At 73.2% G+C, this 26,158-nt stretch carries 24 protein-coding genes and 1 pseudogene; 10 read left to right on the top strand and 15 right to left on the bottom strand.

Features of this window, described 5'->3' with window-relative positions:
• Positions 1-125: 125 nt before the first annotated feature.
• Positions 126-1,481 (bottom strand): dipeptidase, encoded by a 1,356-nt coding sequence (locus IG78_RS0101710; protein WP_030559164.1) that lies wholly within the window; start codon positions 1,479-1,481, stop codon positions 126-128.
• 142 nt (positions 1,482-1,623) lie between these two features.
• Here IG78_RS0101710 and IG78_RS0101705 point away from each other — a divergent pair, with 142 nt between their 5' ends.
• The 3 genes from IG78_RS0101705 (at position 1,624) to IG78_RS0101695 (ending at position 5,512) form a co-directional block, all read left to right on the top strand.
• On the top strand, positions 1,624-2,826 hold the full coding sequence (locus IG78_RS0101705) for a geranylgeranyl reductase family protein (RefSeq protein ID WP_030559163.1): 1,203 nt from the start codon (positions 1,624-1,626) through the stop codon (positions 2,824-2,826).
• An 812-nt stretch (positions 2,827-3,638) separates the two neighbouring features.
• Complete coding sequence (locus tag IG78_RS0101700) at positions 3,639-4,850, top strand: sensor histidine kinase (protein ID WP_037684700.1); 1,212 nt, start codon at positions 3,639-3,641, stop codon at positions 4,848-4,850.
• The gene (locus IG78_RS0101695) at positions 4,847-5,512 is read left to right on the top strand and encodes a response regulator (protein WP_030559159.1); all 666 of its coding nucleotides are present in this window, start codon (positions 4,847-4,849) and stop codon (positions 5,510-5,512) included. The genes IG78_RS0101700 and IG78_RS0101695 overlap by 4 nt, the downstream gene beginning before the upstream one ends.
• Here IG78_RS0101695 and IG78_RS50945 read toward each other — a convergent pair.
• Positions 5,473-5,859: a DUF6332 family protein gene (locus tag IG78_RS50945; protein ID WP_037684697.1), complete on the bottom strand. Its 387-nt coding sequence runs from the start codon at positions 5,857-5,859 to the stop codon at positions 5,473-5,475. The genes IG78_RS0101695 and IG78_RS50945 overlap by 40 nt on opposite strands.
• A 101-nt stretch (positions 5,860-5,960) precedes the next feature.
• Complete coding sequence (locus IG78_RS0101685; protein WP_030559156.1) at positions 5,961-7,493, bottom strand: MFS transporter; 1,533 nt, start codon at positions 7,491-7,493, stop codon at positions 5,961-5,963.
• Positions 7,494-7,579: 86 nt separating this feature from the next.
• On the opposite strand from IG78_RS0101685, the gene IG78_RS41550 reads away from it, so the two are divergent.
• Entirely contained in the window at positions 7,580-8,029 is a 450-nt protein-coding gene (locus IG78_RS41550) for a MarR family winged helix-turn-helix transcriptional regulator (RefSeq protein WP_051852277.1), read from the top strand.
• 60 nt (positions 8,030-8,089) lie between these two features.
• Here the strand turns inward: IG78_RS41550 and IG78_RS0101675 are convergent, their stop codons facing one another.
• Together IG78_RS0101675 and IG78_RS0101670 are read right to left on the bottom strand one after the other, a co-directional pair.
• A complete protein-coding gene (locus tag IG78_RS0101675) occupies positions 8,090-8,818 on the bottom strand; it encodes a maleylpyruvate isomerase family mycothiol-dependent enzyme (RefSeq protein WP_030559153.1) in 729 nt (242 codons plus the stop codon).
• A gap of 139 nt (positions 8,819-8,957) precedes the next feature.
• Entirely contained in the window at positions 8,958-10,289 is a 1,332-nt protein-coding gene (locus IG78_RS0101670) for an MFS transporter (RefSeq protein WP_078964694.1), read from the bottom strand.
• Between the two features lie 224 nt (positions 10,290-10,513).
• On the opposite strand from IG78_RS0101670, the gene IG78_RS0101665 reads away from it, so the two are divergent.
• Positions 10,514-11,746: an ROK family protein gene (locus tag IG78_RS0101665; protein ID WP_030559150.1), complete on the top strand. Its 1,233-nt coding sequence runs from the start codon at positions 10,514-10,516 to the stop codon at positions 11,744-11,746.
• 33 nt (positions 11,747-11,779) lie between these two features.
• Here IG78_RS0101665 and IG78_RS0101660 read toward each other — a convergent pair whose 3' ends face one another.
• Both IG78_RS0101660 and IG78_RS0101655 read right to left on the bottom strand, forming a co-directional pair.
• Positions 11,780-12,979, bottom strand: a complete 1,200-nt coding sequence (locus tag IG78_RS0101660; protein WP_030559149.1) for an MFS transporter — start codon at positions 12,977-12,979, stop codon at positions 11,780-11,782.
• A gap of 125 nt (positions 12,980-13,104) precedes the next feature.
• Entirely contained in the window at positions 13,105-13,704 is a 600-nt protein-coding gene (locus IG78_RS0101655; protein WP_030559147.1) for a TetR/AcrR family transcriptional regulator, read from the bottom strand.
• A gap of 152 nt (positions 13,705-13,856) precedes the next feature.
• Between IG78_RS0101655 and IG78_RS0101650 the strand changes: the two genes are divergently transcribed.
• Positions 13,857-14,822 carry an NAD(P)/FAD-dependent oxidoreductase gene (locus IG78_RS0101650; protein ID WP_030559146.1) on the top strand — a complete coding sequence of 322 codons (966 nt, stop codon included), beginning with the start codon at positions 13,857-13,859 and terminating at the stop codon, positions 14,820-14,822.
• Positions 14,823-15,078: 256 nt separating this feature from the next.
• Here the strand turns inward: IG78_RS0101650 and IG78_RS0101645 are convergent, their stop codons facing one another.
• The 4 genes from IG78_RS0101645 to IG78_RS0101630 form a co-directional block, all read right to left on the bottom strand.
• Positions 15,079-16,059, bottom strand: coding sequence for a phosphotriesterase family protein (locus IG78_RS0101645; protein WP_030559144.1), 981 nt, complete (start codon positions 16,057-16,059; stop codon positions 15,079-15,081).
• A gap of 29 nt (positions 16,060-16,088) precedes the next feature.
• Complete coding sequence (locus tag IG78_RS0101640) at positions 16,089-16,685, bottom strand: DUF4865 family protein (protein ID WP_030559143.1); 597 nt, start codon at positions 16,683-16,685, stop codon at positions 16,089-16,091.
• A 71-nt stretch (positions 16,686-16,756) separates the two neighbouring features.
• Positions 16,757-17,155 (bottom strand): (R)-mandelonitrile lyase, encoded by a 399-nt coding sequence (locus IG78_RS0101635; protein ID WP_030559141.1) that lies wholly within the window; start codon positions 17,153-17,155, stop codon positions 16,757-16,759.
• Positions 17,156-17,289: 134 nt separating this feature from the next.
• Positions 17,290-17,865 carry a TetR/AcrR family transcriptional regulator gene (locus IG78_RS0101630; protein ID WP_030559140.1) on the bottom strand — a complete coding sequence of 192 codons (576 nt, stop codon included), beginning with the start codon at positions 17,863-17,865 and terminating at the stop codon, positions 17,290-17,292.
• Between the two features lie 200 nt (positions 17,866-18,065).
• Here IG78_RS0101630 and IG78_RS0101625 point away from each other — a divergent pair, with 200 nt between their 5' ends.
• From IG78_RS0101625 to IG78_RS0101615, 3 genes and pseudogenes are all read left to right on the top strand, one after another.
• Positions 18,066-18,341, top strand: coding sequence for an SHOCT domain-containing protein (locus tag IG78_RS0101625; protein WP_030559138.1), 276 nt, complete (start codon positions 18,066-18,068; stop codon positions 18,339-18,341).
• Positions 18,338-19,126, top strand: a pseudogene (locus tag IG78_RS0101620) (ABC transporter ATP-binding protein); the annotation flags it as partial. The gene IG78_RS0101625 and the pseudogene IG78_RS0101620, both read left to right, overlap by 4 nt.
• A gap of 239 nt (positions 19,127-19,365) precedes the next feature.
• Entirely contained in the window at positions 19,366-22,053 is a 2,688-nt protein-coding gene (locus tag IG78_RS0101615) for an ABC transporter permease (RefSeq protein WP_078968700.1), read from the top strand.
• 62 nt (positions 22,054-22,115) lie between these two features.
• On the opposite strand, the gene IG78_RS0101610 is transcribed toward IG78_RS0101615, so the two are convergent.
• The gene (locus IG78_RS0101610; protein ID WP_030559134.1) at positions 22,116-22,640 is read right to left on the bottom strand and encodes an ATP-binding protein; all 525 of its coding nucleotides are present in this window, start codon (positions 22,638-22,640) and stop codon (positions 22,116-22,118) included.
• A 193-nt stretch (positions 22,641-22,833) separates the two neighbouring features.
• Positions 22,834-23,160: a hypothetical protein gene (locus IG78_RS0101605; protein WP_030559133.1), complete on the bottom strand. Its 327-nt coding sequence runs from the start codon at positions 23,158-23,160 to the stop codon at positions 22,834-22,836.
• 366 nt (positions 23,161-23,526) lie between these two features.
• Between IG78_RS0101605 and cds1 the strand changes: the two genes are divergently transcribed.
• Positions 23,527-24,648 (top strand): L-cysteine desulfhydrase Cds1, encoded by a 1,122-nt coding sequence (gene cds1, locus IG78_RS0101600; protein WP_051852299.1) that lies wholly within the window; start codon positions 23,527-23,529, stop codon positions 24,646-24,648.
• On the opposite strand, the gene IG78_RS0101595 is transcribed toward cds1, so the two are convergent.
• Together IG78_RS0101595 and IG78_RS0101590 are read right to left on the bottom strand one after the other, a co-directional pair.
• Positions 24,645-25,130 carry an SRPBCC family protein gene (locus IG78_RS0101595; protein ID WP_030559131.1) on the bottom strand — a complete coding sequence of 162 codons (486 nt, stop codon included), beginning with the start codon at positions 25,128-25,130 and terminating at the stop codon, positions 24,645-24,647. The two genes, cds1 and IG78_RS0101595, sit on opposite strands and share 4 nt — an antisense overlap.
• Before the next feature lie 64 nt (positions 25,131-25,194).
• Positions 25,195-26,130 carry a DeoR/GlpR family DNA-binding transcription regulator gene (locus IG78_RS0101590; protein ID WP_078964692.1) on the bottom strand — a complete coding sequence of 312 codons (936 nt, stop codon included), beginning with the start codon at positions 26,128-26,130 and terminating at the stop codon, positions 25,195-25,197.
• Positions 26,131-26,158: the final 28 nt, after the last annotated feature.

Below are 26,158 nucleotides of genomic sequence, written 5' to 3'. Positions count from 1 at the left end.
GAGGCGCTCCCCGGCCACGGGGAAAAGCGGGATGCGTGGGGCAACTGTCGGGACCCGGCGGCCCGCGCACGCTGCCGTGGGCGAAGGGGGATCCGCCCACGGCAGCCGCGGCTTGCGAAAGACGGTCAGCTCGTCGCGTACCGCTGGAGGAACAGCGCCTCCGCCACCGACATCCGCTCCAGCTCCTCGGGCGACACGCTCTCGTTGACCGCGTGGATCTGCGCCTCGGGCTCGCTCAGGCCGATCAGCAGGATCTCCGCCTCCGGGTACAGGGCGGCCAGCGTGTTGCACAGCGGGATCGAGCCGCCCATGCCCGACGCCTGCATCTTCTCGCCGTCGTAGGCCTCGCTGAGCGCCGCGGCCATCGCCTCGTACGCGGGGCTCGTGGTGTCCGCGCGGAACGCCTGCCCCTGCCCTGTCTGCTCCGTCGTGACGCGCGCGCCCCACGGAGTGTGCGACTCCAGATGGGCCCGCAGCGCCTTCGTCGCCTCGGCCGCGTCCATGCCCGGCGGCACCCGCAGGCTGATCAGCGCCCGCGCGCTCGCCTGCACCGACGGCGTCGCGCCGACCACCGGCGGGCAGTCGATGCCGAGGACCGTGACGGCGGGGCGCGCCCAGATGCGGTCGGCGACCGAGCCCCGACCGATGAGCCCGACCCCGTCGAGGACCCTGGCGTCCTTGCGGAAGTCGTCCTCCGCGTACTGCAAGCCGTCCCACACGCCGTCGGCGGCAAGGCCTTCGACCGTCGTCGAGCCGTCCTCCGCCCGCAGCGAGTCAAGGACACGCACCAGCGCGGCAAGGGCGTCCGGCGCCGCGCCACCGAACTGCCCGGAGTGCAGATTGCCCGCCAGGGTGTCGATCCGTACGCGTACGAGGGTCATGCCGCGCAGCGTCGCGGTCACCGTCGGCAGCCCCACCCGGAAGTTGCCCGCGTCACCGACCACGATCGTGTCGGCCCGCAGCAGGTCCGGGTGCGCCTCCGCGTACCGCTCGAGGCCGCCCGTGCCCTGCTCCTCCGAGCCCTCGGCGATCAGCTTGACGTGCACGGGGACGCCGCCGTTCGCCTTCAGGGCGCGCAGCGCGAGCAGGTGCATGACGATGCCGCCCTTGCAGTCGGCGCTGCCCCGCCCGTACCAGCGGCCGTTCCGCTCGGTCAGCTCGAAGGGCGGTGTCGCCCAGCCCACCTCGTCGAGCGGCGGCTGCACGTCGTAGTGCGCGTACAGCAGGACGGTCGGGGCGCCCTCGGGGCCCGGCAGATACCCGTACACCGACTGTGTGCCGTCCGGGGTGTCGAGCAGCGCGACGTCCTGGAAGCCCTCCGTGCGCAGCGCGTCGGCCACCCAGTTCGCGGCGGCCTCGCTCTCGCTCCTCGGATACTGCTCGAAGTCCGCCACCGACCTGAACGCCACCAGTTCGGTGAGTTCGGCCTTCGCCCTCGGCATGAGAGAGGCGACGGTCTCGGCGACCGGATGCGGGGACATGGGCACGCTCCTCGTGGGTGCGACGTTGTACGGGGGTGTACGTGATCCTCCCACAGGAGGTTCGCGCGGACGTGCGCCGTAGGATGCCTCAGGAGAGCGCGGTCAGCGCGGCCAAGAGCGGGATCGGGAGCGGAAGACCAACGTGAGCAGCGAGAACTCAGCGGACGACGCGGCGCAGGTGTGGGACGTCGTCGTGGTCGGCGCGGGCCCCGCGGGCGCCTCGGCGGCCTATGCGACGGCCGTCGCGGGACGCAGCGTACTGATCCTGGAGAAGGCCGAACTGCCGCGGTACAAAACGTGCGGCGGCGGCATCATCGGCCCCTCGCGGGACGCGCTGCCGCCCGGGTTCGAGCTGCCCCTGCGGGACCGGGTGCACGCGGTGACGTTCTCCCTCGACGGGAAGTTCGCCCGCACCCGCCGCTCCCGCAGCATGCTGTTCGGCCTCATCAACCGCCCCGAGTTCGACCAGCAGCTCGTCGAGCACGCGCAGAAGGCGGGCGCCGAGCTGCGCACGGGTGCCACGGTGGTGCGCGTCGAGCAGCACGGCCCCGCGGTCCCCGACCGGCGCACCGTCGCCGTCGTCCTCCAGGGCGGCGAGACCGTCCTGGCCCGCGCGGTCGTCGGTGCCGACGGCAGCGCGAGCCGCATAGGGGCGCACGTCGGTGTGAAGCTGGACCAGGTCGACCTGGGTCTTGAGGCCGAGATCCCGGTGCCCTCGACTGTCGCCGAGGACTGGGCGGGCCGCGTCCTCATCGACTGGGGTCCGATGCCGGGCAGTTACGGCTGGGTGTTCCCCAAGGGCGAAACGCTCACCGTCGGTGTGATCTCCGCGCGCGGCGAAGGCGGCGCCACGAAGCGGTATCTGGAGGACTTCATCGCCCGCCTCGGCCTCGCGGGCTTCGAGCCGGACATCTCATCGGGCCACCTCACGCGCTGCCGCAGCGACGACTCGCCCCTGTCGCGCGGACGGGTCCTGGTCTGCGGGGACGCGGCGGGGCTCCTGGAGCCGTGGACCCGCGAGGGCATCTCCTTCGCGCTGCGCTCCGGGCGGCTCGCGGGGGAGTGGGCGGTGCGGATCGCGGAGGCGCACGACGCGGTGGACGCCCGCCGCCAGGCCCTGAACTACGCGTTCGCCGTCAAGGCGGGCCTCGGCGTCGAGATGAGCGTCGGCCGCCGCATGCTCACCGTCTTCGAGCGCCGCCCCGGTCTGCTGCACACGGCGATCACCGGATTCCGGCCCGCGTGGAACGCCTTCGCGAAGATCACCCGGGGTGCGACGACGCTGGCGGAGATCGTGCGGACGCACCCGGTGGCGGGGCGGGTCCTGAGCCGGATGGACAAGTAGCTCCTTCCCCTCCGGGGCGGGGTGCTCCGTGCGGCCTTCGTACTCCACCGGGAGTACGCCTGATCACCGCGCCCGGCGGACGCCCGGCAGCGGGCCCGCGGTCTAGCGTGACTGCCATGGAAGAGCAGCGTGGACGCAAGGCCGACGGCGGTCCGCCCCGGGACGGGGACGGGCCGCCGCCGTCGCGTTCCGCGGAGCCGCCGTCGAGCCCTGCGGAAGCGCCTGGGCCTGGTGCGGGGCCGTCGTGGCGGGGGGACGGGCCGGGGTGGTGGCAGGGGGCGCAGCGGCGGTGGAGGCAGGGTCCGCGGCGGGGGGCGCTGCCGGACCCGTCGCCGTCGTGTTCGGCGGAGCCGCCGTCGAGCCCTGCGGAAGCGCCTGGGCCTGGCGCGGGGCCGTCGTGGCGGGGGGACGGGCCGGGGTGGTGGCAGGGCGTGCAGCGGCGGTGGAGGCAGGGTCCGCGGCGGGGGGCGCTGCCGGACCCGTCGCCGTCGTGTTCGGCGAAGCCGCCGTCGAGCCCTGCGGAAGCGCCTGGGCCTGGTGCGGGGCCGCCGTGGCGGGGGCACGGGCCGGGGTGGTGGCTGGGCGTGCAGCGGCGGTGGGGGCAGGGCCCGCGGCGGGGGTCGCTGCCGGACCCGCCCCCGCTGCGACCGGACCCGTCGCAGCGGGGGCGACCAGGTCTGCCGCAGCGGTGGCGACCGGACCCGCTGGCGTCACGGCGGCAGGACCAGCCGGGGTTGCGGCGACCGAGCCCGTCGGGGTCGCGGCAACAGGGCCCAAAGAGGTCGCGGCGACCGAGCCCGCCGGGGCGGCCCATGGGGCCGCCCTGGTGGCGGGACGGCCCGCCGTGGTGGCGGCTCGGGGGTGCGGGGCCGCGGCGCCTGCCGTGGCCGACCACCGTGCTGCTCACCCTCTTCGTACAGGTCGGCACCACGTTCGCCGCGCACGGCCAGCCCGACAAGGTACCGGTCGACGGTTACGCGCGCGCCCTGCTCCTCGCGGGCACGGCCGCGCTCCTGCTGCGCCACCGGCACCCGGTGCCGGTGGCGTACTTCGCCGCCGGGACGGCCCTGGTGTACCTCGGCGCCGGATACCCGTACGGCCCGGTCTTCGTCACCGTCGCCGTGGCCTGCTTCGCGGCCGTCGTCGCCGGTCACCGCAAGGCGGCGTGGGGTGCCCTCGGGGCGCTCTGGGCCGGGCACGTCCTGATCGCGCACTGGCTGTACCGGGAGCTGCCGCCCGCGGGTGACGAGGCCGAGCCCTGGGCGCAGGAGATCGCCGTGGCGGTCTGGGTCGTGGCCATCGTCGCCGTCTCCGAACTGGCCCGCACCCGCCGCGAGCAGTGGATCAAGCAGCGCGAGGAACGCGAGCTGGCCGCCCGGCGCCGGGCCGACGAGGAACGCCTGCGCATCGCGCGGGAGCTGCACGACGTGCTCGCCCACAGCATCTCCGTCATCAACGTCCAGGCGGGCGTCGGCCTCGCCCTGCTCGACGCCGACCCCGAGCAGGCCCGCACGGCCCTGACCACCATCAAGGCCGCGAGCAAGGAGGCGCTCGGCGAGGTCCGCCAGGTTCTCGACACCCTGCGCGCCCCGGGCGCCGCACCTCGCGCCCCCGCCCCCGGCCTCGACCGCGTCCCCGAACTCGTCGAGCAGGCAAGGAGCGCCGGCCTGACGGTCACCGTCACCACGGAGGGCCGCGGCGAAGCCCTGCCGCCCGGCGCCGACCTGGCCGCGTTCCGCATCGTCCAGGAGGCCCTGACGAACGTCGTGCGCCACTCGGGCTCGCGCACCGCCCGCGTGACGGTGCACCATGCCCTCGACGCGGTGACCCTGCGGATCGACGACGAAGGGCCCGCCACCGGCGCCCGGGTTGGCGGAAGCGGCAACGGTCTCGCCGGGATGCGGGAGCGGGCCGCCGCCCTGAACGGCACCATCGAGGCCGGCCCGCGCCCGGACGGCGGTTTCCGGGTCACCGCGGTCCTGCCCACCCGCACCGGCCCCACGGCTCCCCAGGAGGACCAGTGATCCGCGTACTGCTCGCCGACGACCAGTCGTTGGTCCGCGCCGGGTTCAAGGCGCTGCTCGACGCGCAGGCCGACATCGAGGTCGCGGGCGAGGCGCCGGACGGCGAGGAGGCCGTGCGCCTGGTGCGCCAACTGCGCCCCGACGTCGTCCTGATGGACATCCGCATGCCGGTGCTCGACGGCCTGGCGGCCACCCGCCGCATCACCGGCGAGGCGGACCTCGACGGGGTGAAGGTGGTCATGCTCACCACCTTCGAGCTCGACGAGTACGTCTTCGAGGCCATCCGCTCCGGCGCCTCGGGCTTCCTGGTGAAGGACACCGAACCCGAGGAGCTGCTGCGCGCGGTACGGGCGGTGGTCGCCGGGGACGCGCTGCTGTCGCCGGGGGTGACGCGCCGTCTCATCGGGGAGTTCGCCGCGCGCTCCAAGGAGCCCACGGCCGCCGGGACGCTGAGCGAGCTCACCGAACGCGAGCGGGAGGTGATGGCGCTCGTAGGCATCGGCCTCTCCAACGAGGAGATCGCCCGCCGCCTCGTCGTCAGCCCGCTCACCGCGAAGACCCATGTGAGCCGCACCATGGTGAAGCTGAACGCCAGGGACCGGGCCCAGTTGGTCGTGCTCGCCTACGAGTCGGGCCTCGTCCGGCCCGGCTGGCTCGGCTGACCCGGTCCGCCGTCCCCGCGGTTCTCCAGGTACGTGGTGATGTCCATGCCCCCGTACGGCGCGCCGCCGTCGAGCGCCGCCCGCCGCGCGCGCTCACGCGTCGTGAACCGCCACAGCACCGTCACGAGCCGTACGACGAACGCCGTCACGGCCAGGGTGACGCCCACGCCGAGGAGGATGCGCTCCGCCGCGTCCGACAGGCCGAACGCCAGCGCGGGGCCTGCCACGACCACGCCGATCACGGCGAGCGCCACCACCGTCGCGCTCACGAGCGCGTACCCGATCTCGATCGTGACGGCGTCCCGCTCGGCCTGGCTGCGACGTGCGCGTCCCGTACCCCGCGCCATGGTTTCCCCCCCGGAGGTCGTTCCCGTACAGCGAGTGAAACAGCAGGACGCCCGGCGGGCAAGGAACCCGCCGGGCGTCCGGCACTCGGAAACAAGGTCGGTCAGTCGCCCACGGTCACCCGCTCGTCCTCGCGGGCGGCGCGCGGCGCGTCGGCGGCGAGCGGCGACTTGGCCACGACCGTCGACCTGCCCACGGCGACGGGCTGCTGCCTGCGCCGTGCCCGCAGCCCGGTGAGGTTGATGAGCAGACCCGCGAGCGCGAACGCGGTGACCAGGACCAGACCGGGACGGTAGCTGTCGAGGACGGCCTGCGGGGACGCGGTGCCCTCGGCGGAGCCGTGGTCGGACGCCGTGATGACCGCCGTGGTGATCGCGAGGATCACCGCGCCGCCCACCTGGATGGAGGTGTTGAGCAGGCCGGAGACCATGCCCTGCTCGTGATCTTCCACGCCGTTGGTGGCCTGGATGTTGAGCGAGGGGAACACCAGGGCGCAGGCGAGGCCGAGCAGGATCATCGACGGCAGGATGACGGCGGCGTACGAGGGCGAGAGGTCGATGCGCAGGAACAGCGCGTACGACGCCACGAGCAGCGTGAAGCCCGTCACGATCACACGGGTGGTGCCGAACCGGTCGATGACACCGGCGATCTTGGTGGCGGACAGGGCCACGATCACACCGGCGGGCAGGAAGGCGAGGGCCGTCTCCAGGGCCGACCAGCCCAGCAGCGACTGGAGGTACTGCGTGGCGATGAACTGGAACGACACATAGCCGCCGAAGAACGTCACCGCGCCGAGCTGGGCCCGGACCTGCGGTCCCGAGCGCAGCACACCGAGGCGGATCAGCGGACTCGCGGTGCGCAGTTCGATGCGGACGAACACGGTGAGCAGCACGGCCACCGCGAGGAAGGACAGCAGCGTGCGGGCGGAGGCCCAGCCGACCTCGGGGGCCTGTACGACGGTGAAGACGAGCAGCAGCATCGAGGCCGTGCCGGTGACGGCGCCCGGCACGTCGTAGCCGCCGCGCTTCTCCTCGCGCGGGGAACGCGGAATGAGCTTGAGCCCGGCGAGCAGGGCGAGCACGGCGATCGGCGCGGGCAGCAGCATGGTGAGGCGCCAGCTCACCTCGGTCAGTACGCCGGACAGGACGAGACCGAGGGAGAACCCGGCGGCGGCGCACGTGGTGTAGATGGACAGGGCGCGGTTGCGGACCGGGCCCTCGGCGAACGTGGTCGTGATGATGGACAGGCCCGCGGGCGCGGTGAAGGCGGCGCTGAGGCCCTTCACGAAACGGCTGGCGATCAGCAGCGGACCGGAGTCGACGAGCCCGCCGAACAGCGAGGTCAGGGCGAAGACGCCGAGGGCGATCAGGAACACCTCGCGGCGCCCGAGCAGGTCGGCCGCCCTGCCGCCGAGCAGCAGCAGACCGCCGTAACCCAGGATGTAGCCGCTGACGACCCATTGCAGGGACGAGGTGGACAGGTCGAGCTCGGAGCCGATGGAGGGCAGGGCCACACCGACCATCGACACGTCGAGCGCGTCCAGGAACATCGCTGCGCACAGCACGAGCAGCGTCCCCCACAGGCGCGGGGTCCAGCGCTCCGGGGACGTGGAGGCAGGAGGGAGCGGAGAAGTCATGCGGAGCAGAGTTCCATGCGCGTGCATTGAATGCAAGTGCATTTAATTCATGTGCAATAAACGGTGAACTTTGCTACCGTGCGTACATGGCGGTGACCAAGGCCGGGCCGGCGGAGACTGACGCCGAGCAGGCGCTCGTGAACCAGTGGCGGGACATCCTCGCGGTGCACGCGAGCACCCAGTGCGAGCTGGACCGTGAGCTGCATCCGCACGGTCTGGGCGCGAGCGACTTCGAGGTCCTCGACGTGCTCGCCACGGGACTCGCCGAGGACGGCACCGACGCCTTCCGCGTCCAGGACATCGCCTGCCAGGTGCACTTGAGCCAGAGCGCGCTGTCCCGCCTCATCGGCCGTCTGGAGAAGGACGGCCTGGTCGAGCGCGGGATGTGCAACGAGGACCGCCGCGGCGTGCGGGTCTGCCTCACCGACAAGGGCAGCAAGGTGCACGCCGAGGTGCGGCCCGTGCAGCGGGCCGTCCTCGCGCGGATGCTGCCGGGCGCGGTGGCCCAGGTCCAGGCGGCGGTGACCGAGGCCTAGGCGGCGGGGCCCACGGGGCAGGGCGCGAGGGCACCTGCCCCGTCCTCGGCTACCGACGGCTCAGACCCCCGCCCGCTCACGCCACCGCTTGGCCAGCTCCGCGTCCCCCGTGACCTGTGTGAACGGCTCCCTGTTCCACAGGGCCAGATAGAGCTGCCCGGCCGGTCCCGCGATCTCGCAGTCGGCGGGCGCGGTCCCGCCGGACTCGGTGACGGGAATGTCCGCGGAGAGACGCACCGTCCAGACGGCCCCCGCGTCCGTGGTCCGTACCCGCAGCACCCGCGGCGTATCCGTCCGCATGCGGCTCTTGGCGCGCCCGTGGAACCCGCGCAGCAGTTCGTCGATCCCGTCCGCCGCGAACTCCGTACCCACCGGCGTGCGGGCCCCGCCGCGCGCGGACTCGGCGTCGTAGCGGTGGACCGCCGTCTCGTTGGCCTGACGGCGTGCCCAGAAGGCGAGCGGTGACGGAGCGGGCAGGAACGACCAGCACTCCAGGTCGTCCGGTGCCTCGCGCAGGGCGGCGACCACACCGGCGTGCCCCTCGCGGAACCAGTCGAGGAGCGCGGTGCCGTCCAGGTCCGGCGCCTCCCGGATGGGACGGGGCGCGGTGTGGCCGCCCGTGACGAACCCCGCCGCCCAGCGGTGCACCGCGCCGGTGTGCCGCAGCAGATCGCGAACGCGCCAGTCGGGACAGGTGGGGACGGCCGCGTCGAGCCCCGCGTCCTGCGCGGCGCTCGCCAGCAACGTCCCCTCGCGGTCAAGGACTTCGATGTGCTCGGCAGTCTTCATGGGGGGATTGTGCAACACCGTACGGTCGCGGGGCGCGGGAGATTTCCCGCGTACGGGGACCCGCGGGCGCCCGCACGGACCTGCGCGACGCCGCGTACGGGCGGCGTCCGCAGTTCAGTGTGCGGGCGGCGTCCGCGGTTCAGCGTACGGGCGTGCGCTCCGGCCGCCGGGCGCTCGGCTCGGCGGTCCGGTCGCCCGGCGTCGGAGTACGACCCGTCGCCGCGCCGATGCACGCCGCCACCGCGGCGAGCACGGCCACGCTCGTCAGCGCCACCGGCAGCGAGAACCAGTCCGCCATGAACCCGATCGCGGGCGGCCCGAGCAGCATGCCGCCGTAGCCGAGGGTGGAGGCGGTGGCCACGCCGCTGGGGCCCGCGAGCGCCCCGGCCCGCTCGACCGCCACGGGGAAGATGTTCGCGAGCCCGAGGCCCGTGACGGCGAAACCGGCGAGCGCCACGCCGACCGAAGGGGCCAGCGCGCCCAGGAGCATCCCAGCCGTCGCGAGCAGCCCGCCGCCGACGACGGTGCGGGTACGGCCGAGACGTTCGAGGAGCGTCGTGCCGGAGAGGCGTCCGATCGTCATGGCGAACGCGAAGCACGAGTAGCCGGCGGCCGCGATCCCGGGATGGGCGTCCAGGTCCTGTTCCAGGTGCAGCGCGCCCCAGTCGGCGAGCGCCCCCTCGCCGTACGCCGTGCACAGCGCGATCAGGCCGAAGACCAGGACGAGCCCCCGGGTACGGCGCGCGGCGCGGCCGGGTGCGTCGTGCCGGGCCGACTCGGCGGAGCCACCGGAGCCACCGGAGCCACCGGAGCCACCGGAGGCCCCAGAGTCGCCGGAGCCTGCCGCGTCGTGGGCGCCCGGCACCGGCGGCACCTCGTACCGCAGCAGTGTGGGAGCCGTGGCCGCCGTGAGCAGCAGGCCGATCACGGTGAGCGCGAGCAGGTGCCGGGTCGGGGACAGATGCCCCGCGACCAGGCCGCCGAGACCGGCGCCGAGCATGCCGCCGAGGCTGAACGCGGCGTGGAAACTGGGCATCACGGGGCGCCGCAGCGCGCGCACCAGATCGACGGCGGCGCTGTTCATCGCCACATTGATCCCGCCGTACGCGGCACCGAAGAACAGCAGCACCAGGCCGAGCGCCGGCGCCGAGTGCGTCAGGGGCGGCAGCGCCACGCTCAGGGGCATCAGAACGCCGCAGACCACCGTCACCTGCCGGCTCCCGAAGCGGGAGCACAGCCGCCCGGTCAGCGTCATCGTGATCACGGCACCGGCCGAGACGCCGAGCAGGGCGAGCCCGAGCGTGCTCGCCGACGCCCCGGTCTGCTCCTTGATGGCCGGGATCCGCACCACCCACCCGGCGAAGATGAAGCCGTCGAGGGCGAAGAAGAGGGTGAGGGCGGCACGGAGCCGGGTCAATGCGGGGGAAGTGGCTCCACGCGCCCCGGACGTGGTTTTGTTTAGTAGCGGCACAAAGTCAGCGTAGAGGGGAACCGGGTCGTGGACAAGACGGATTGCTCGCGGAGCACGCGGGGTGGACGGGGTGTGCGGGGTGGGCGGGGTGCGAGGAACGCGCAAAGTGCGCGGGGCGTGCGAGGTGCACCGGGCGCGCCGAGCGCCCGCGGGCGTCGATACGGGGAAGCCGGGATGACGGCTGAACGGCGAGGCGGCGTACGGATCATGGGAGACTCGCCCTCATGAACGGGAAGGCTGCCACCCGGGGTGAGGCACATCTGTCGACGCGTACGCGACTCGAACGCGGGCGCACCGCGCTCGGCCCCGCCCTCGAACTCGTCCACACCGGGCGCGCCCCCACCCGAGCCGTCCTCACCGCCGAACTCGGCGTCACCCGTGCCACGGCCGGTGCCGTCGCGGCGGAGCTCGAGGCGCTCGGCCTGATCCGCATCGACGCCAAGCCGAGCGCTGCCGCCGGTTCGCAGGGCCGGCCCTCGCACCGGCTCGCGGTCGCCGAGGCGGGCCCCGTGGCCCTGGCGGCGCAGGTGCACGCCGACGGTTTCCGGGCGGCACTCGTCGGGCTCGGCGGTCACATCGTCGCCACCGCGCCCGGCTGCGAGACCATCGACGCCGACCCGGCGCAGGTGCTCGGCTCGGTCATCGAGGCGGGCGCGCAGCTCCTGCGGGAGACGGGAAGACGCTGTGTGGGGGCCGGGCTCGCGGTGCCTTCGGCCGTCGCCGAGCCCGAGGGCACCGCCCTCAATCCGCTGCACCTTGCCTGGCCCGCGGGCGCGCAGGTCCGGGAGATCTTCGCCGACTGCGTACGGGACGCGGGCATCGAGGGCCCCACGTTCACGGGCAACGACGTGAACCTCGCGGCGCTCGCCGAGCACCGGCACGGCGCGGGCCGCGGGGCACGGGACCTGCTGTGCGTGGCGACCGGGCACCGCGGGGTCGGCGGTGCCCTCGTCCTCGACGGCAAGCTGCACACGGGCAGTTCGGGGCTCGCCCTCGAAGTCGGTCACCTCACCGTGCGTCCGGAGGGCCGCCCCTGCTACTGCGGCAGCCGTGGCTGCCTGGACGTGGAGACGGACCCGCTCGCCTTCCTCACCGCCATGGGTGTCGAGCCGGGGCCCGAGGGCCTGCTCCAGCAGGCCCGCAGGCTGCTGGCCGAGCACTATGCGGAGCCGGTGGTGCGCACGGCCGCTGAGGAGCTGATCGACCGCCTGGGCCTCGGTCTCGCGGGCCTGGTGAACATCCTCAACCCCGACCGGATCATCCTCGGCGGGCTGCACCGCGCGCTCCTGGAGGCCGACCCGGAGCGGCTGCGCGCCGTCGTCGCCGACCGCAGCCTGTGGGGCCGCAGCGGCGGCGTCCCCATCCTCGCCTGCACCCTCGACCACAACAGCCTGGTGGGGGCCGCCGAGCTGGCGTGGCAGCCGGTGCTCGACGACCCCCTGGGGGCGCTGGGATAGCCGAAGGGGTTCAGCCGCTTCGGCGGAAGGGGCTCAGCCGACCTCGACGGGTTCCCGTACGGGGGAGCCGGTACCGATGGGAGCCGGGGCGTCCGCGACGGTGCGCCGCCGCAACTCCGGTACGAGGCTCAGCAGTCCGAGCACCGCGAGCCCGGCGCCTATCCACAGCGGCGCCCGCAGCCCGTAGGCGTCGATGGCCGGACCGCCGACGGACGTGGCGATGATGATGCCGCCCGTGATGAACGACGAGTGGACGCTGTTGACCAGCGGTCGGGTGTTGCCGACCCGCTGCACCCGGGTCACCATCGCCGGGTTCATGGTGACGCCGACGAGGCCGATGCCGAGCATCATGGCCACGGCGCCGACGGGCAGGTCGGCGAGCAGTGCGAAGCCGACCAGGAACCCGAAGTTCAGGAGAAGGCCGGTGACCAGGACCGGGAGCGTGTGCCGGTCGGCGAGGCGCCCCACGACGGTGTTGCCGATGACCGTGGCCGCGCCGTACGCGACGAGCAGCAGCGGCACCGTGCCGGTGGCGAACCCGGTGACCTCGGTGAGGATCGGGTTGAGATAGCTGAACGCCGAGAACGTCGCGCCGATCACGAAGGTGCTCGTGGTGAGCGTCAGCCAGAGGCGCGGGCTGCGGAAGGCGCTCAGTTCCGCACGGATCGAGCCCGCGTCCGCGGAGCGCTCGATACGCGGCACGCCGACGAAGGTGGCCACCGCGGCGAGCGCCGTCAGGACGGTGATGGCCCAGAACGCCGCGCGCCAGCCCAGGTGTTCACCGACGACGGTCGCGAGCGGCAGCCCGAGGAGGGTGCCGAGCATGAGGCCGTTGAGCGCCACGGCGACGGCACGGCCGCGTATCTCCGGGCGGGTGAGGCGGCTGGCCAGGGAGATGCCTACGCCGAAGAAGGCCTGGGAGGCGACGCCGGTGACGACACGGGCCACGAGCATGGTCCGGTAGTCGGGCGCGAGGGCGGCGAGGACGTTGCCCCCGAGGAAGATGCCGAACAGCACCATCAGCGCCCGCTTCTGCGGGAGTTTCAGGAGGGCGACCGTCAGGAACGGCCCGCCGAAGGCCATCGCCACGGCGAAGGCGGTGATCAGATAGCCGATCTCGGGGATCGTGGCGTCGAGCCCGGCGGCCATCTGCGGCATGAGTCCGGCGACGACGAACTCGCTGGTCACCATGGCGAAGATGCCTAGGGCCAGGACGTATACGGCGCGGGGCATGGGGCTGCTCCTTCGGGAGGGGAGTGCGGTGCGTGAGCGGATCACGAAGTATTGGACAGGTCAGTACAAAATTTGGGCGTGTGTGGCCGCGGGGTGCGTCCGGGAGAGGTGCGGGGGAGGCGGGGTCAGGGGCGGAGGGCGTCCAGGGCGGTGTCGGCGATGGACTCCAGGGTGGCGCGGTCCGCGCCCGCCTGTGCCGAGACGCGCATGCCGCCGATGGTCGCGTTGACGAACCGGGCCAGGGCGTCGGCGTCCCGCCTGTTGGTGATCGTGCCGTCCCTGCGGCCCGCGTCGAGTGCCACGCGCAGCAGGCCGAGCCGGATGTCGAGGTCGCGCTCGATCAGCGCGGCCGCCTCCGGGTCGCGCCGCGCCAGTTCCACGACGGTGTTGACGGTGAGGCAGCCGATGCTGGTCCCGTCGTCCTCGCGGTACTCGTACTCGGTGTCGACGATCCGGGTGAACAGGGCGCGGATCCGCTCCATGCCGGAGCGCCCGGCGTCCTCCAGGATCTCCGCCTGCGGCACGCTCATCAGGTCGATGTAGCGCGCGAGCGCGCGCCGGAACAGGTCGTGCTTGCTGGTGAACGTGTTGTAGATGCTGCTGCGGCCCAGTCCGGTGGCTTCGCACAGGTCCTGGGTCGAGGTGGCCTCGTAACCGTTCGCCCAGAAGGCGCGCATCGCCGCGTCCAGGGCCCGCTCCTCGTCGAAAGTCCGCGGTCGGGCCATGTCCGTACCGTAGCTGTTTTGGACTGCTCGATGCAATACGGCGGGAGCGGGCGTGAGTGGTGGGGGAGTGGTGGGACGCATATTTGCCGAACCGGCAAGAGTGTTTGTCGTAAGCGCAGGAGTGATGCAAGGTCGTCGTGGAGGTGTTCAACATGAACGATCAGCTTGTGGACGGTTACGACGTGGTGGTGATCGGTGGTGGCGCCGCCGGGCTGAGCGGGGCGCTGATGCTGGCCAGGGCCCGGCGCTCGGTGGTGGTGCTCGACGCGGGAGCCCCGCGCAACGCCCCTGCCGACGGGGTGCACGGACTGCTCGGCCGGGAGGGGATGCCGCCCGCCGAGCTCCTGGAGCGCGGTCGCGCCGAGGTGCGCGGATACGGCGGACAGGTGGTGTCGGCGGAGGTCGAGGGCGTGGAGCGGGCCGAGAACGGGTTCGGGGTCCGCCTCGCCGACGGCAGGGCCGTGCACGCCCGTCGCGTCCTGGTGGCCACCGGCCTGATCGACGAACTGCCCGACGTGCCAGGACTGCGCGAACGGTGGGGCAGGGACGTGCTGCACTGCCCCTACTGCCACGGCTGGGAGGTGCGGGACCAGGCCATCGGTGTCCTCGGCAGCGGCCCCCTCTCGGTGCACCAGGCGCTGCTCCTGCGCCAGTGGAGCGCCGACATCACCTTCTTCGCGCACACCATGGCGCCGCCGAGAGCCGAGGAGGCGGAGCAGCTCGCCGCGCGGGGCATCCGGGTCGTCGAGGGCGAGGTGGGCTCCCTGGAGATCGTCGACGACCGCGTCGTCGGCGTACGCCTCGCCGACGGGGAGCTGGTGCCCCGCGAGGCGGTGGCGGTGGCGCCGCGGATGGTCGCGCGTGTCGACTTCCTGAAGGCGCTCGGCCTGGCACCGGTGCCTCACTTGGCGGGGGAGTACGTGCCGAGCGAGGCCGGTCGTACGGAGGTGCCCGGGGTGTGGATCGCGGGCAACGTCACCGACCTCGCCGCGCAGGTCGGCGGGGCGGCGGCCGCGGGTGCGGCCGCGGCGGGACAGATCAACGCGGATCTGGTGGCCGAGGAGACCCGGGCGGCGGTGGCGGCGTACCGCGGTGGCGGGGCGGCGGTGGCGGTGTGACCGACCCGGCCCAGGGGCCCGCCCACTCCCCGCCCTTCACGCCGTCCCCGTCGCTGACGCGCCGCCCCGGGCCTTCACGCCGTCCCCGGCGCTGATGCGCCGCCCCGGGCCTTCATGCCGTCCCTGTCGCTGATGCGCCGCCCCGGGCCTTCACGCCGTCCCTGTCGCTCACGCGCCGCCCCGGGCCTTCACGCCGTCCCCGGCGCTCACGCGCCGCCCCCGCCCCTCACTCCGCCCCCGCCCCTCACTGCGCCGCTCACTCCGCCCACCGGACCGCGAACGCTCGCCCCGGGTTGACCGTCAGTATGCGGTCCACAAGATCCGTGCCCACCGCGCGGGCGAGCCGTGGGCGTACCCGGCGCAGCAGGTGCGGCATCCCCGGGCCGCCGTTCACGGAGCGCGCCGCGGCCGTCGTCGTGTCGCCGCCGAGGAGCAACCGGTCGCCGTGACCGGCCTCGGCAAGGGCGCGCACCGCGTCCGGCATCCGCCAGTCAGTGGCGTGCTGGGCGCGGGATGGCCCGTCGAAGGCCAGCCAGCAACCCGCCGCCGCGGCCTCCGCGTGCACCACCGGATCGGGGTCGCGGTTGAGGTGCCCGAGGATCACCTTGCCGGGCGGCACCCCCGCCTCGCCGCACAGCAGGTCGAGTACGTCGAGCGCGGCCGTGCCGAGCTCCAGGTGCACGGCGATCGGCGCACCCGTCGCGCGGTGCGCCGAGGCGGCGGCCGTCATCGTCCAGCGGGCGTGCGCGTCCAGACCGTGGAAACCGCCCGCCACCTTGATCAGCCCGGCTCGCACACCGCTGCCGCCGATGCCGCGGGTGAGCTCGCGGACGAACAGCGCCGCAAGGCGGCCCGTGGCGTCCGCGCCGTTCGCGCCGTCCGCGGCACCCTCGTCGTCCGGCGCCCGCAGCCCTGCCAGCAGCTCGGGCGTGTAGTGCACGGATTGGTGCAACCCCGTGGCCGCCACGACATGCACCCCCGCCGCGCGTGCGAGCCCGGGCAGTTCGGCGGCGCGCCGCCCCATGCCGTGCGGCGTCCACTGGATGACGCTCTGCCCGCCCGCCGCCCGGAAGGCGGCGAGTTCGGCCCCGGCGGAGGTCACGGAGTCCAGTTCCTGGCCCGGGAGTTGAGGGCTCGTCAGGAACAGGTGGTCATGGGCGTCACAGACCCCAAGACCGCCAGGTGCGATGTCTCCGAGGACGGTCCGCACGATGGCCGCGCCCTCGCCCGCGTTCACAGTCGCCCCCGCCCCCGGCGCCCCCGCCGTCACCACGCCCTGCCCCGGGCAAGGCGCCCCAGCTCGGGCGTGGAGCAGTGCAGCACCTGGAACAGCTCACCGTCCGCCGCCGCCACACCGCCCGCGCCGTCAGCGGCCCACAGTGAGAACGTCACCGCCTCCCAGTGCCGCGGGTCGACGGCGACCACCACGCCGACGGCCCCGTCCCGCTCCGTCAACGCCCGCGCCTCCGCCAGGAGTTCCGCGGCGAGGTCGGTGGTCCGTACGCCGTCGGGCACGGCTCTGCGGTGCCGCAGGGCCGCCACAGGCCGGGTACCGGCGGCGCCCCCGTCCTCGTACCCGAGCACCATCCAGTGCTGCACCACCGGACGCCCGAAGTCCTCGCAGAGCCCCTGGAACCCGGGGCCCCAGAGGAACGAGCCGAGGCCCTCCGCGGTGTTCCAGAGGTAGAACGGCGCGTACTGGTTGACCGGTGAGCCGTCGACGCCGCGCTCACGCATCAGGTACGCCTTGAACCCGAGCCCCGGGCAGGTGTCGAGGAGGTGTCCCTTGGTCGCCACCCGGTGGCGGACGACGTCCATGTCGTAGTCGGCGGGCAGGGTGATCTCGTACTGCTTGGCGTGCATGGTGCTCCAAGGGGATGCGGGCGCTGGCGCGGCGGAAGCGGCGGACGCGGTGGGCGGCGTGTCGTGCGGGGTCAGGCGCTCGGGTACGCCGTGTCCGCGACGAGCTCTTCCCATACGGCCGTGGTGCCGTCGTCCGCCGCCTCGACGACGGCGAGATGGGTCATGAACGTGCGTGGCGCGGCACCGTGCCAGTGGCGTTCGCCAGGCTCGATCCATACGGTGTCGCCCGCCCTGATCGGCTCCACGGGGCCGCCCTCGCGCTGCACGAACCCCTCGCCCTCGGTGACGTGCAGGACCTGGCCGTGCGGGTGGCGGTGCCAGGCGGTATGGGCGCCCGGACTGAAGTGGACGCTGAACATCCGCAGCCGGGAGGGAGGTGTGGGGTGCGCGATCTCGTCGAGCCAGACGGTGCCGGTGAAGTGCTCGGCGGGACCCTCCGCGCTGGCGGGGCGGGTGCGGGTGATGTGCACGGGGTGTTTCCTCGACTCGGTGGCGTCGGTGGCGTCGGTGGCGTCGGTGGCGTCGGTGGGATCGGTGGGATCGGTGGGATCGGTGGGGCGAGAGGGGGCGGTAGGGGCAGTGGGCTCGGTCGGGCCCGGGACGCTCAGGAACGCGGCGCGAGCAGTGCGAGCAGTCCCTTCACCCCCGCGTCGAACGCCGCGGGCGAACCCGTCGCCCGTGCCAGCACATAGCCGCCCTGCACGGTCGCGACGATCGCCGAAGCGACCTCGCCCGCGTCGAGCGCGGTGCTGAACTCGCCCCGATCCACACCCTCCTGGACGATTCCCGCGAGGCGCTCGCGCAGCCACTCCAGGGTCTCGGTGACCGGTGCCCGCAGCTCCTCGTCGGCGATCACGTCAGGGTCCATCGTCAGCCGTCCGACCGGGCAGCCGCGCAGGACGTCACGCTCGCGCAACAGGTACGACGCGACCCGGTCGTAGGCCGGACCGGCACCGGCGAGGGAGGCCTCCGCGGTGGCGCGCATCTCCTGCGCCGTACGCCGGATCGCCGCGAGCGCGAGATCGGGCTTGCCGGTGAAGTGGTGGTACATGCTGCCCTGACCGGCGCCCGCGTGCTGCTGGATCGCCTTCGGGCTGGTGCCGACGTAGCCGCGCTCCCACAGCAGCTCGCGCGTGGACTCGATCAGACGCTCCGGTGTGCTCATGCCCTGACTGTACATACTAATAGGTACAGAAATCCAGGTCAGGGTGGCACCAAGACATCCGAGCCCCTGAACCCGCCCCCAGGAAGCAGCCGTCACCCAGCCAGGTACTCCCAGGGAGGTATCAGCACGGCCGCTGGCCGTACGACGACTCGGGCCCGCCCGGCGAGGAGTCTCGGAAGCGACCCGAACCAGCGCGTACCGAGGAGATGGACACCATGCAGACCCTGGCTCTCGACGGTGGACCCGGCCCGTGGGTCCTGCTCTTCCCGCTGATCTGGGCGGCCGTCGCCATCGGCGTCGTCACGTTCGCGCGCCGCACGGTGGGCCGCGGTCGGCGGGGCCCCTGGCGGTTCGGCGGGGACGACACGTCGCCGATCGCGGTGCTCGGCCACCGCTTCGCCACCGGCGAGATCGACGAGGACGAGTACTGGCGCCGCCTATCCGTCCTCAAGGAGGAGTTCGGCCGTGCGGTGAAGGGGGGCCGGGCATGAACGCCGCGACTTCGCGACGGCGGTCCGGCGTCCCGTACGCCGCGCGCGTGGAGGCGGCCGTGAAGGTCTACGGCTCCTCCGCGACCGCGGTGACCGCACTGGACGACGTGAGCGTGGGCTTTCCGGCAGGTCGCTTCACCGCGATCATGGGGCCTTCGGGCTCGGGCAAGTCCACGCTGATGCACTGCGCCGCCGGGTTGGACACCCTGACGTCCGGCTCCGCGTACATCGGTGACACCGAGCTCGGCTCGCTCGACGACCGGCGTCTGACGCTGTTGCGCCGCGAGCGCGTCGGCTTCGTCTTCCAGGCCTTCAACCTGGTGCCGACGCTGACCGTGGCCGAGAACATCACCCTGCCCATGGACCTCGCCGGGCACCGGGGCCGCCGTGGCCGACAGGACCGCCGCGCCCGGCAGGAGCAGTTGGAGTGGACGGAGGCGCTCATCGACGTCGTCGGTCTGCACGACCGGCTGCACCACCGGCCCGCCGAGCTGTCCGGTGGACAGCAGCAACGCGTCGCGGTGGCGCGGGCGTTCGCCGGGCGCCCCGACGTCGTCTTCGCCGACGAACCCACCGGCAATCTCGACTCCCGCTCCGGCGAGGAGGTGCTCGGCCTGCTCGGCCGCGCGGTGCGCGGGATGGGCCGCACCGTCGTCATGGTCACCCACGACCCGGTGGCCGCCGCGCACGCCGACGAGGTGCTCTTCCTCGCCGACGGCCGCCTGGTCGACCGCATGGCGGCGCCGACGGCCGAGAAGGTCCTCGACCGCCTCAAGGCGTTCGACACGCGAACCACGTCCGACGGCGCTGCGGCGGACATCGCCGCGTCCGGCGACCAGTCCGACGTCCAGTCCGACGTCCAGTCCGACGTCCAGTCCGACGTCCAGTCCGACGTCCAGTCCGACGTCCAGTCCGACGTCCAGTCCGGCGTCCAAGCCGGTACCGCGTCCGGCACCGCCTCCGGCACCGCGTCCGGCGACCAGTCCGGTACCGCGTCCGGCACCGCGCCGGAAGGAGCCAGGCCATGAGCACCACACGTGCGGGAGCCGGTGCGGGAGCCGGTGCGGGAGCCGGTGCGGGAGCCGGAGCCGGTGCCGGAGCTGGAGCCGGAGACGGTGCGGGCGCGGGCCGTCCCACCCCCACCGGTCCGACCGGCCCCGCCCTGCGCCTCAGCCTCACCTCGCTGCGCGGCCACAAGCGCCGCTTCGCCGGTACGTTCTTCGCCGTGCTGCTCGGCGTTGCCTTCCTCGCGGGCACGCTCGTCATGGGTGACACCCTGCGGGCGAGCTTCGACACGATGTTCGGCGACGCGACGCGGGGCACCGACGCGGTCGTCCGCAGCGCGAGCACCATCACCGCTCCCGGCGAGAGCCAGGGCGTGCGGCGGTCCGTCGACACCGCGCTGGTCGGCCGGATCGAGAAGGTGCCGGGCGTCGCCGCCGCCGCGCCCGACATCCAGGGCGCGGGCCAGCTCATCGGCAAGGACGGTGATCCGATCGGTGGCCAGGGCCCGCCCACGCTCGCCGGGAACTGGATCGCCGACCCCGAACTCAACCCGTACCGCCTCGCCGAGGGCCGCGCCCCCGCCAGGTCCGGTGAGGTCGTCGTCAACCGGGGTGCCGCCGAGAGCGGTGACCTGGAGGTCGGCGACACCACGACGCTGCGCACGCCCGACCCCGTTGAGGTGACGATCGTGGGCCTCGCCACCTTCGGCGGCCAGGACGGCATGGCGCAGACCACGTTCGCGGGCCTGACCCAGGCCGACGCAGAGAGGTATCTGATGCCGGAGCCGGACCGTGCCGCGTCGGTGCAGGTGCGCGCGGAGCCGGGCATCGGTCAGCGGGAGCTGGTCGACCGCCTCGCACCCGCCCTGCCCGAGGGGACCGAGGCCCTCACGGGGCAGGAGTCGGCGGCGGAGAGCTCCGACATGATCTCCGGCCAGTTCCTGACGCTGTTCACGACGTTCCTGCTGGTCTTCTCCGGCATCGCGCTGCTCGTCGCGACGTTCTCCATCCACAACACCTTCGTCATCGTCGTCGCCCAGCGCACCCGCGAGAACGCCCTGCTGCGCGCGCTCGGCGCCTCGCGCGGGCAGGTCACCGCGGCGACGCTGACCGAGGCGGGCGCGGTGGCCGTGGTGGCGTCCGCGGCGGGGCTCGCGGGCGGCATCGGCATCGCAGTCGGCCTACAGGCGCTGTTCCCCGCCATCGGTTTCCCCTTCCCCGAGGGCGATCTGGTGCTCAGCGGCACGTCGATGCTGCTGCCCCTCGCGGTCGGCGTCGTCGTGTGCGTGGCCTCCGCGCTGCTGCCCGCCGTCCGGGCAGGGCGCACGGCCCCGTTGGCGGCGCTGCGGGAGGCGGCCGTCGACCAGTCCGCCGCCTCCCGCGCCCGCGTGGTCGTGGGAGCCGTCCTCGCGCCGACCGCCGTGGCCCTCGCCCTGACAGGCGTTCTGGTGTCGCCGTCCGTCCTGCTCGCGGGCGCCGGCGCGGTACTCGCCCTGGTGGCGTTCGTGGTCCTCGGCCCGGTCGCGTCCACGTGGGCGGTGCGGATCATCGGCGGGCCCCTCGACCAACTGCGCGGTGTCACCGGTTCGCTGGCCCGGCGCAACGCCCTGCGCAGCCCGAAGCGGACCGCCGCCACCGCGAGCGCCCTGATGATCGGCGTCGCCGTCGTCTCGCTGTTCACGGTCTTCGGCGCCTCGCTGAAGGCCACCATGGACCAGACGGTGTCGCGTTCGTTCGCGGGCGACGTCGCGGTGAGCACCCCGTCGTTCGGCGCGGGCGGGAGTGGCCTCAGCCCGCGCCTCGCACCAGCCGTCGCGGAGCGCCCGGAGGTCGCCACGGCCGTCGGCCTCGGCAGGGGAGTGGCCGAAGTCAACGGTGAGGGACGGGAGTTGACCGTCACCGACCCGGTAGCGCTCGCCAAGTCCTTCGACCTCGGCACGGTCGAGGGAAGCCTGAACGGCCTCGGCGACGACGGCATCGCCCTCACCCGCGGCGAGGCCGACGCACAGCACCTGACGGTCGGCGACCGGGCCGAACTCGCCTTCACCGACGGCAAGAAGGACACCTTCACCGTCCGCGCCGTGTACGGGCGGTCCGAACTCGTCGGTGACTACGTCATCACCCGTGACGCCTGGGCCCCGCACCGAGGCCAGGACTCCGACACGCTGGTGTCGGTGACCTTCAAGGACGGCGTGAGCGCGGCCGACGGCAAGCACGCCGTGTCCGCGGTGGCGAAGGCGTACGGGAACCCGGAGGTCCAGACCCGCGACGAGTACGCGCGGTCCGCGGCGGGCGGCATCGACATGATGCTGACCCTCGTCTACGCCCTGCTCGCGCTCGCCGTACTCATCGCGCTCCTCGGCATCGCCAACACCCTGACCCTCGCGATGCACGAACGCACCCGCGAACTGGGGCTGCTGCGGGCCGTCGGCCAGACCCGCGGGCAGTTGCGGGCCATGGTCCGCTGGGAGTCCGTCCTGGTCGCCGCGTTCGGCACGGCGGGCGGCCTCGCGCTCGGCGGCTTCCTCGGCTGGGTCCTCGTGAAGGCCTCCGACGGAGCGTCCGACACCGCCTTCGCCTTCGCGCTGCCACCGGCACAGCTCGCCGTGGTCACCCTGGTGGGCCTTGCGGCGGGAGCCCTCGCGGGACTGCGACCCGCCCGGCGCGCCGCCCGCCTCGACGTGCTGCGGGCCATCGCCGCCGAGTGAGCGCGAAGGGGAGCGGCGAACGAGCGAGCGCGCAGCGGAGCGGAGAAGACGTCACCGCCCGGTCAGCCGGCAACGGCCGACCGGGCGGGAGCGTGCGCACCGGCGTCGGCGGCGACGTCGGCGGCGACGTCGGCGAACGGTTCCGCGCCGGCGGTGCCGTACACGGGGTACGCGGGCGCCGTCAGGGGGGACGACGGGGCGCAGAGCGTGAACCAGACGACCTTGCCCGCCTCGCCCTGTGGCTGCACGCCCCAGCTCTCGCTGACCGCGGCGACCATGGCGAGCCCGCGCCCGCAGGTCTCGAACGGTTCGGCTTCGTTCACGACCGGAAGGCGCGGGTCGTGGTCGTGCACGGAGACCATGAGCCGTTCGAGCAGCAGCTCGATCTCCACGGTGCACATCTTGTCCGGCTCCGCGTGCCGGTGGACGTTGGTCAGGAGCTCGGTCACACCGAGCGCGGCCTGGTCGATGAGAGGGTCCAGATGCCAATAGCGCAACTGCGCCGATACGATTCTGCGGACTTGGCCGATCCGCGACGGCAGGGCTTGGAGCTCTACCGTGCAATGCCTGCTTGGCTGGCTGATCACGGTGCGACTCCCCGAATTGAGGTCCGGAAGAAGACGGCGTTCGGATCCAGCAGGGGCCGCTGTGCGGTACTGCCGCCTGCTGTGGTGGCCCGGCGGGCTGGTTCGCAGCGTAATCGCCGGTAAACCCAGAGTGATGTGAGACCAGCGTGACCCAGGGGGTGCGGGCGTGCAACTCGCGCCCGCCTCGCGCCCCTCAGCTCCGGCGTCCGCCCGCTGCCGTGCGCAGCGCCTCCAGGAAGGTACGGACCGTGGGGGGCCCGGTCTCTCCGGGCACGGGATCGTGTTCGCCCAGGGTGAGCAGGTACCGGGTGCCGTTCACATCGGCCAGGGCACGGTCGTGCGGGGCGAACCACGGCTTGCCCGCGCGCACCGTCCGCAGGGGCGCGCTGTCGATCTCCGTGCCGTAACTGGTGAGCAGTTCCAGCCTGCCGTCGCTGATCCGGACCTGGCCCGCGCGCGTCAGCGACCTGAGCCGCCGCCCGATCCGCACGCCCGTGGCCCTGAACTCCGGCTCTGCCATGAGTCTCCGCCCCTCGTGCGCCTGGTGATGGTGCGCCTGATTGCGCGTCCGGCGCGCTGCGCGCCGTCGTGCGCCTGCAGAAAACCTACCCCCGCCGCTGCGGTGCAGTGTGCACGCACGCGGCGCCGAGGACCAGTGTGCCCGGCTACGTCGCACATGCCACTTCGCGTGCGACGGCGCCGCCGTCCGGCGGTCCCGGCGGTGGGGAAGCGGCGCCTTTGAGGGGCCAAAAGGTGTGTTTATGCAGGTGAGCACGGTGTTTTGGGTGTTTATCATCAAGGGGTGAGGCCGGCTCGAACCGGCTCCGGCACGAGGCTGAGGAGCCATACGGTGCGCACCATCCAGCACGATCCGATCGACGAGCCGATGGCCACTCTCGACGTGGACCGCAGCGACGAGGGTTACCGCTCCTGGCTGAAAGAGGCCGTGCGCAAGGTCCAGGCCGACGCCAACCGGTCCGCGGACACCCATCTGCTGCGCTTCCCGCTGCCCGAGCACTGGGGCATCGACCTGTATCTGAAGGACGAGTCGACGCACCCGACCGGCAGCCTCAAGCACCGCCTCGCCCGCTCGCTGTTCCTCTACGGCCTGTGCAATGGCTGGATCCGTCCGGACCGCCCCGTGATCGAGGCCTCCAGCGGTTCGACGGCCGTCTCCGAGGCGTACTTCGCGAAACTCATCGGCGTGCCCTTCATCGCGGTGATGCCGCGCACGACGAGCGCCGAGAAGTGCCGCCTGATCGAGTTCCACGGCGGCCGGTGCCATTTCGTGGACGACTCCCGCACCATGTACGCGGAGTCGGCCCGGCTCGCCGTCGAGACCGGCGGCCACTACATGGACCAGTTCACCTACGCGGAACGGGCCACGGACTGGCGCGGCAACAACAACATCGCCGAGTCGATGTTCCAGCAACTGCGCCTCGAGCGTTATCCGGAACCCGCGTGGATCGTCGCCACGGCGGGTACCGGCGGTACCTCCGCGACCATCGCCCGCTATGTGCACTACATGCAGCACGACACCCGGATCTGTGTCGCCGACCCGGAGAACTCCTGCTTCTTCGACGGCTGGACGCACCACGACCCCGACGCCACCAGCGACTGTGGCTCCCGCATCGAGGGCATCGGCAGGCCGCGGATGGAGCCGAGCTTCGTGCCCGGCGCCGTCGACCGCATGATGAAGGTCCCGGACGCGGCGAGCGTGGCGGCCGTGCGCGCACTGGACCGCGCCATCGGCCGCAAGGCGGGCGGTTCGACAGGGACGGGGCTGTGGAGCGCCCTCCGGATCGTCGCGGAGATGGTGGCCGCGGGCCGCAAGGGCAGCGTCGTCACCCTCATCTGCGACCCGGGCGACCGGTATCTGGACAAGTACTACTCGGACACCTGGCTCGCCGGGCAGGGCCTCGACATCACACCGTACGAGCGGAGCATCGAGATCCTGCTCGCCACCGGCCGGTGGCCCGCCGCGGACCCGGCCGCCGGGGTGGTCTAGGAGGCGTCCTTCCGGGCCAGGCGGCGGTCGAGGTTGGTGACCGCGGTGGTGAAGCTCCGGTCGAGGCCGCGGCGCCCGTACGTGAGGGCAAGGCGCAGCGGCGCCACCGCCTCGGCCGCGAACGTCCACCGCACCCGCGTACTGGTGTCGGTGAGCGGGCTGAGCGACCACTCCTCCACAAGGGCGCGCAGCCCGGGAGCGTTGGTCACATCGACGCGATAGGCGTACGTGCGGGGCGGCTCCGCGGCGAGGATCGTCTCGCGGAAGCGGGTGCCGCCCCGGAGCCGGACCACCCGCCCCCGGCCACCGTCGACGGGCCCGGCGGACGTGACGGCCGTGAACCACTCGGGCCAGCCCTCGACGTCGTCCGCGAGCGCCGCGTACACCGTCCGCGCCGGGGCGAAGACTTCCCGGGCGAACACCAGACGCACCGGAGCGGTCTTCAGGAACTCCAGGCCCACGGGCCTCAGACGGCGTGCCATGGAACGCGACCCCCTGACGGAGTAGGGCGGCTGACCGGGCCCGGCCACCATAGCGGGCGTGCCGTCAGCCGTCTGCGGCGTCCACAGCCCCTTCGGCCCCGCGGCCCTCACCGGCCCCGGTGCCCTCGGCGCCGCCGGTGCCCTCGGCGCCGTCGGTGCTGGCAGTGCTGTCGGTGGGATCGCCGTCGCCCGGCGTACCCGCGACCAGGAGCCCGCGCAGGTGCTCGGAGATCTCCGCGCGCGCGTGCCCGGCAAGACCCGCGTCCGTGACGAGTGTGTCGACCTGGCCGAGGGTGGCGAACGAACTCAGGCCCACCGTGCCCCACTTGGTGTGGTCCGCCACCACGACCACGCGGCGCGCGGACTGCACCAGACGGCGGTTGGTCTCCGCCTCCGCCAGATTCGGTGTGGAGAGCCCCGCCTCCGCCGATATGCCGTGCACGCCGAGGAACAGCACGTCGAAGTGGAGCGCCGCGATGGCCTGGTCGGCGACCGGACCCACCAGCGAGTCCGACGGCGTGCGCACACCACCGGTGAGGACCACCGTGGCCGCGCCCTGCCGCTGGCCCGAGCTGCGCTGCGCGGAGTGGAAGACGTCCGCGACCCGCACCGAGTTCGTCACCACGGTCAGATCGGGGACGTCGAGCAGATGGTGGGCGAGCGCGTACGTCGTGGTGCCTCCGGAGAGCGCGATGGCCGTGCCCGGCGCCACCAGCGTCGCCGCGGTCCGCGCGATGTCCTCCTTGGCGCTGAGTTCGAGACCCGACTTCGCCTCGAAGCCCGGCTCGTGCGTGCTGGCCTCCGCCACCGGGACCGCGCCGCCGTGCACCTTCTCCAGGACACCCTGGCGGGCGAGGGTGTCCAGATCACGGCGGACGGTCATGTCGGACACGCCCAGTTTCCTGGTCAGTTCGTTGACCCGGACGCCGCCGCGCCTGCGGACCTCGTCCAGGATCAGGGCGCGACGCTGCTCCGCGAGGAGGTTCTGATTCTCGCTCACGTCAGGTCCATGCCCTTTCCACCCGCCG

Origin of the sequence: Streptomyces aureocirculatus (assembly GCF_000720475.1) — a bacterium.
In the GTDB taxonomy this organism is placed as follows: domain Bacteria; phylum Actinomycetota; class Actinomycetes; order Streptomycetales; family Streptomycetaceae; genus Streptomyces; species Streptomyces aureocirculatus.
The sequence above is the reverse complement of the archived record's forward strand: the minus strand, read 5'-3'. Positions and strand labels throughout refer to the sequence as shown.

Bases quoted from the DNA above. Each gene is read 5' to 3' on its own strand.
- IG78_RS41550 (WP_051852277.1), top strand. From the start codon at position 7,580: ATGGCGGTGACCAAGGCCGGGCCGGCGGAGACTGACGCCGAGCAGGCG.
- IG78_RS0101595 (WP_030559131.1), bottom strand. From the start codon at position 25,130: ATGGCACGCCGTCTGAGGCCCGTGGGCCTGGAGTTCCTGAAGACCGCT.
- IG78_RS0101700 (WP_037684700.1), top strand. From the start codon at position 3,639: ATGGGGCCGCCCTGGTGGCGGGACGGCCCGCCGTGGTGGCGGCTCGGG.
- IG78_RS0101615 (WP_078968700.1), top strand. From the start codon at position 19,366: ATGAGCACCACACGTGCGGGAGCCGGTGCGGGAGCCGGTGCGGGAGCC.
- IG78_RS0101630 (WP_030559140.1), bottom strand. From the start codon at position 17,865: ATGTACAGTCAGGGCATGAGCACACCGGAGCGTCTGATCGAGTCCACG.
- IG78_RS0101665 (WP_030559150.1), top strand. From the start codon at position 10,514: ATGAACGGGAAGGCTGCCACCCGGGGTGAGGCACATCTGTCGACGCGT.
- IG78_RS0101605 (WP_030559133.1), bottom strand. From the start codon at position 23,160: ATGGCAGAGCCGGAGTTCAGGGCCACGGGCGTGCGGATCGGGCGGCGG.
- IG78_RS0101655 (WP_030559147.1), bottom strand. From the start codon at position 13,704: ATGGCCCGACCGCGGACTTTCGACGAGGAGCGGGCCCTGGACGCGGCG.
- IG78_RS0101650 (WP_030559146.1), top strand. From the start codon at position 13,857: ATGAACGATCAGCTTGTGGACGGTTACGACGTGGTGGTGATCGGTGGT.
- cds1 (WP_051852299.1), top strand. From the start codon at position 23,527: ATGGCCACTCTCGACGTGGACCGCAGCGACGAGGGTTACCGCTCCTGG.
- IG78_RS0101625 (WP_030559138.1), top strand. From the start codon at position 18,066: ATGCAGACCCTGGCTCTCGACGGTGGACCCGGCCCGTGGGTCCTGCTC.
- IG78_RS0101685 (WP_030559156.1), bottom strand. From the start codon at position 7,493: ATGACTTCTCCGCTCCCTCCTGCCTCCACGTCCCCGGAGCGCTGGACC.
- IG78_RS0101675 (WP_030559153.1), bottom strand. From the start codon at position 8,818: ATGAAGACTGCCGAGCACATCGAAGTCCTTGACCGCGAGGGGACGTTG.
- IG78_RS50945 (WP_037684697.1), bottom strand. From the start codon at position 5,859: ATGGCGCGGGGTACGGGACGCGCACGTCGCAGCCAGGCCGAGCGGGAC.
- IG78_RS0101660 (WP_030559149.1), bottom strand. From the start codon at position 12,979: ATGCCCCGCGCCGTATACGTCCTGGCCCTAGGCATCTTCGCCATGGTG.
- IG78_RS0101710 (WP_030559164.1), bottom strand. From the start codon at position 1,481: ATGTCCCCGCATCCGGTCGCCGAGACCGTCGCCTCTCTCATGCCGAGG.
- IG78_RS0101640 (WP_030559143.1), bottom strand. From the start codon at position 16,685: ATGCACGCCAAGCAGTACGAGATCACCCTGCCCGCCGACTACGACATG.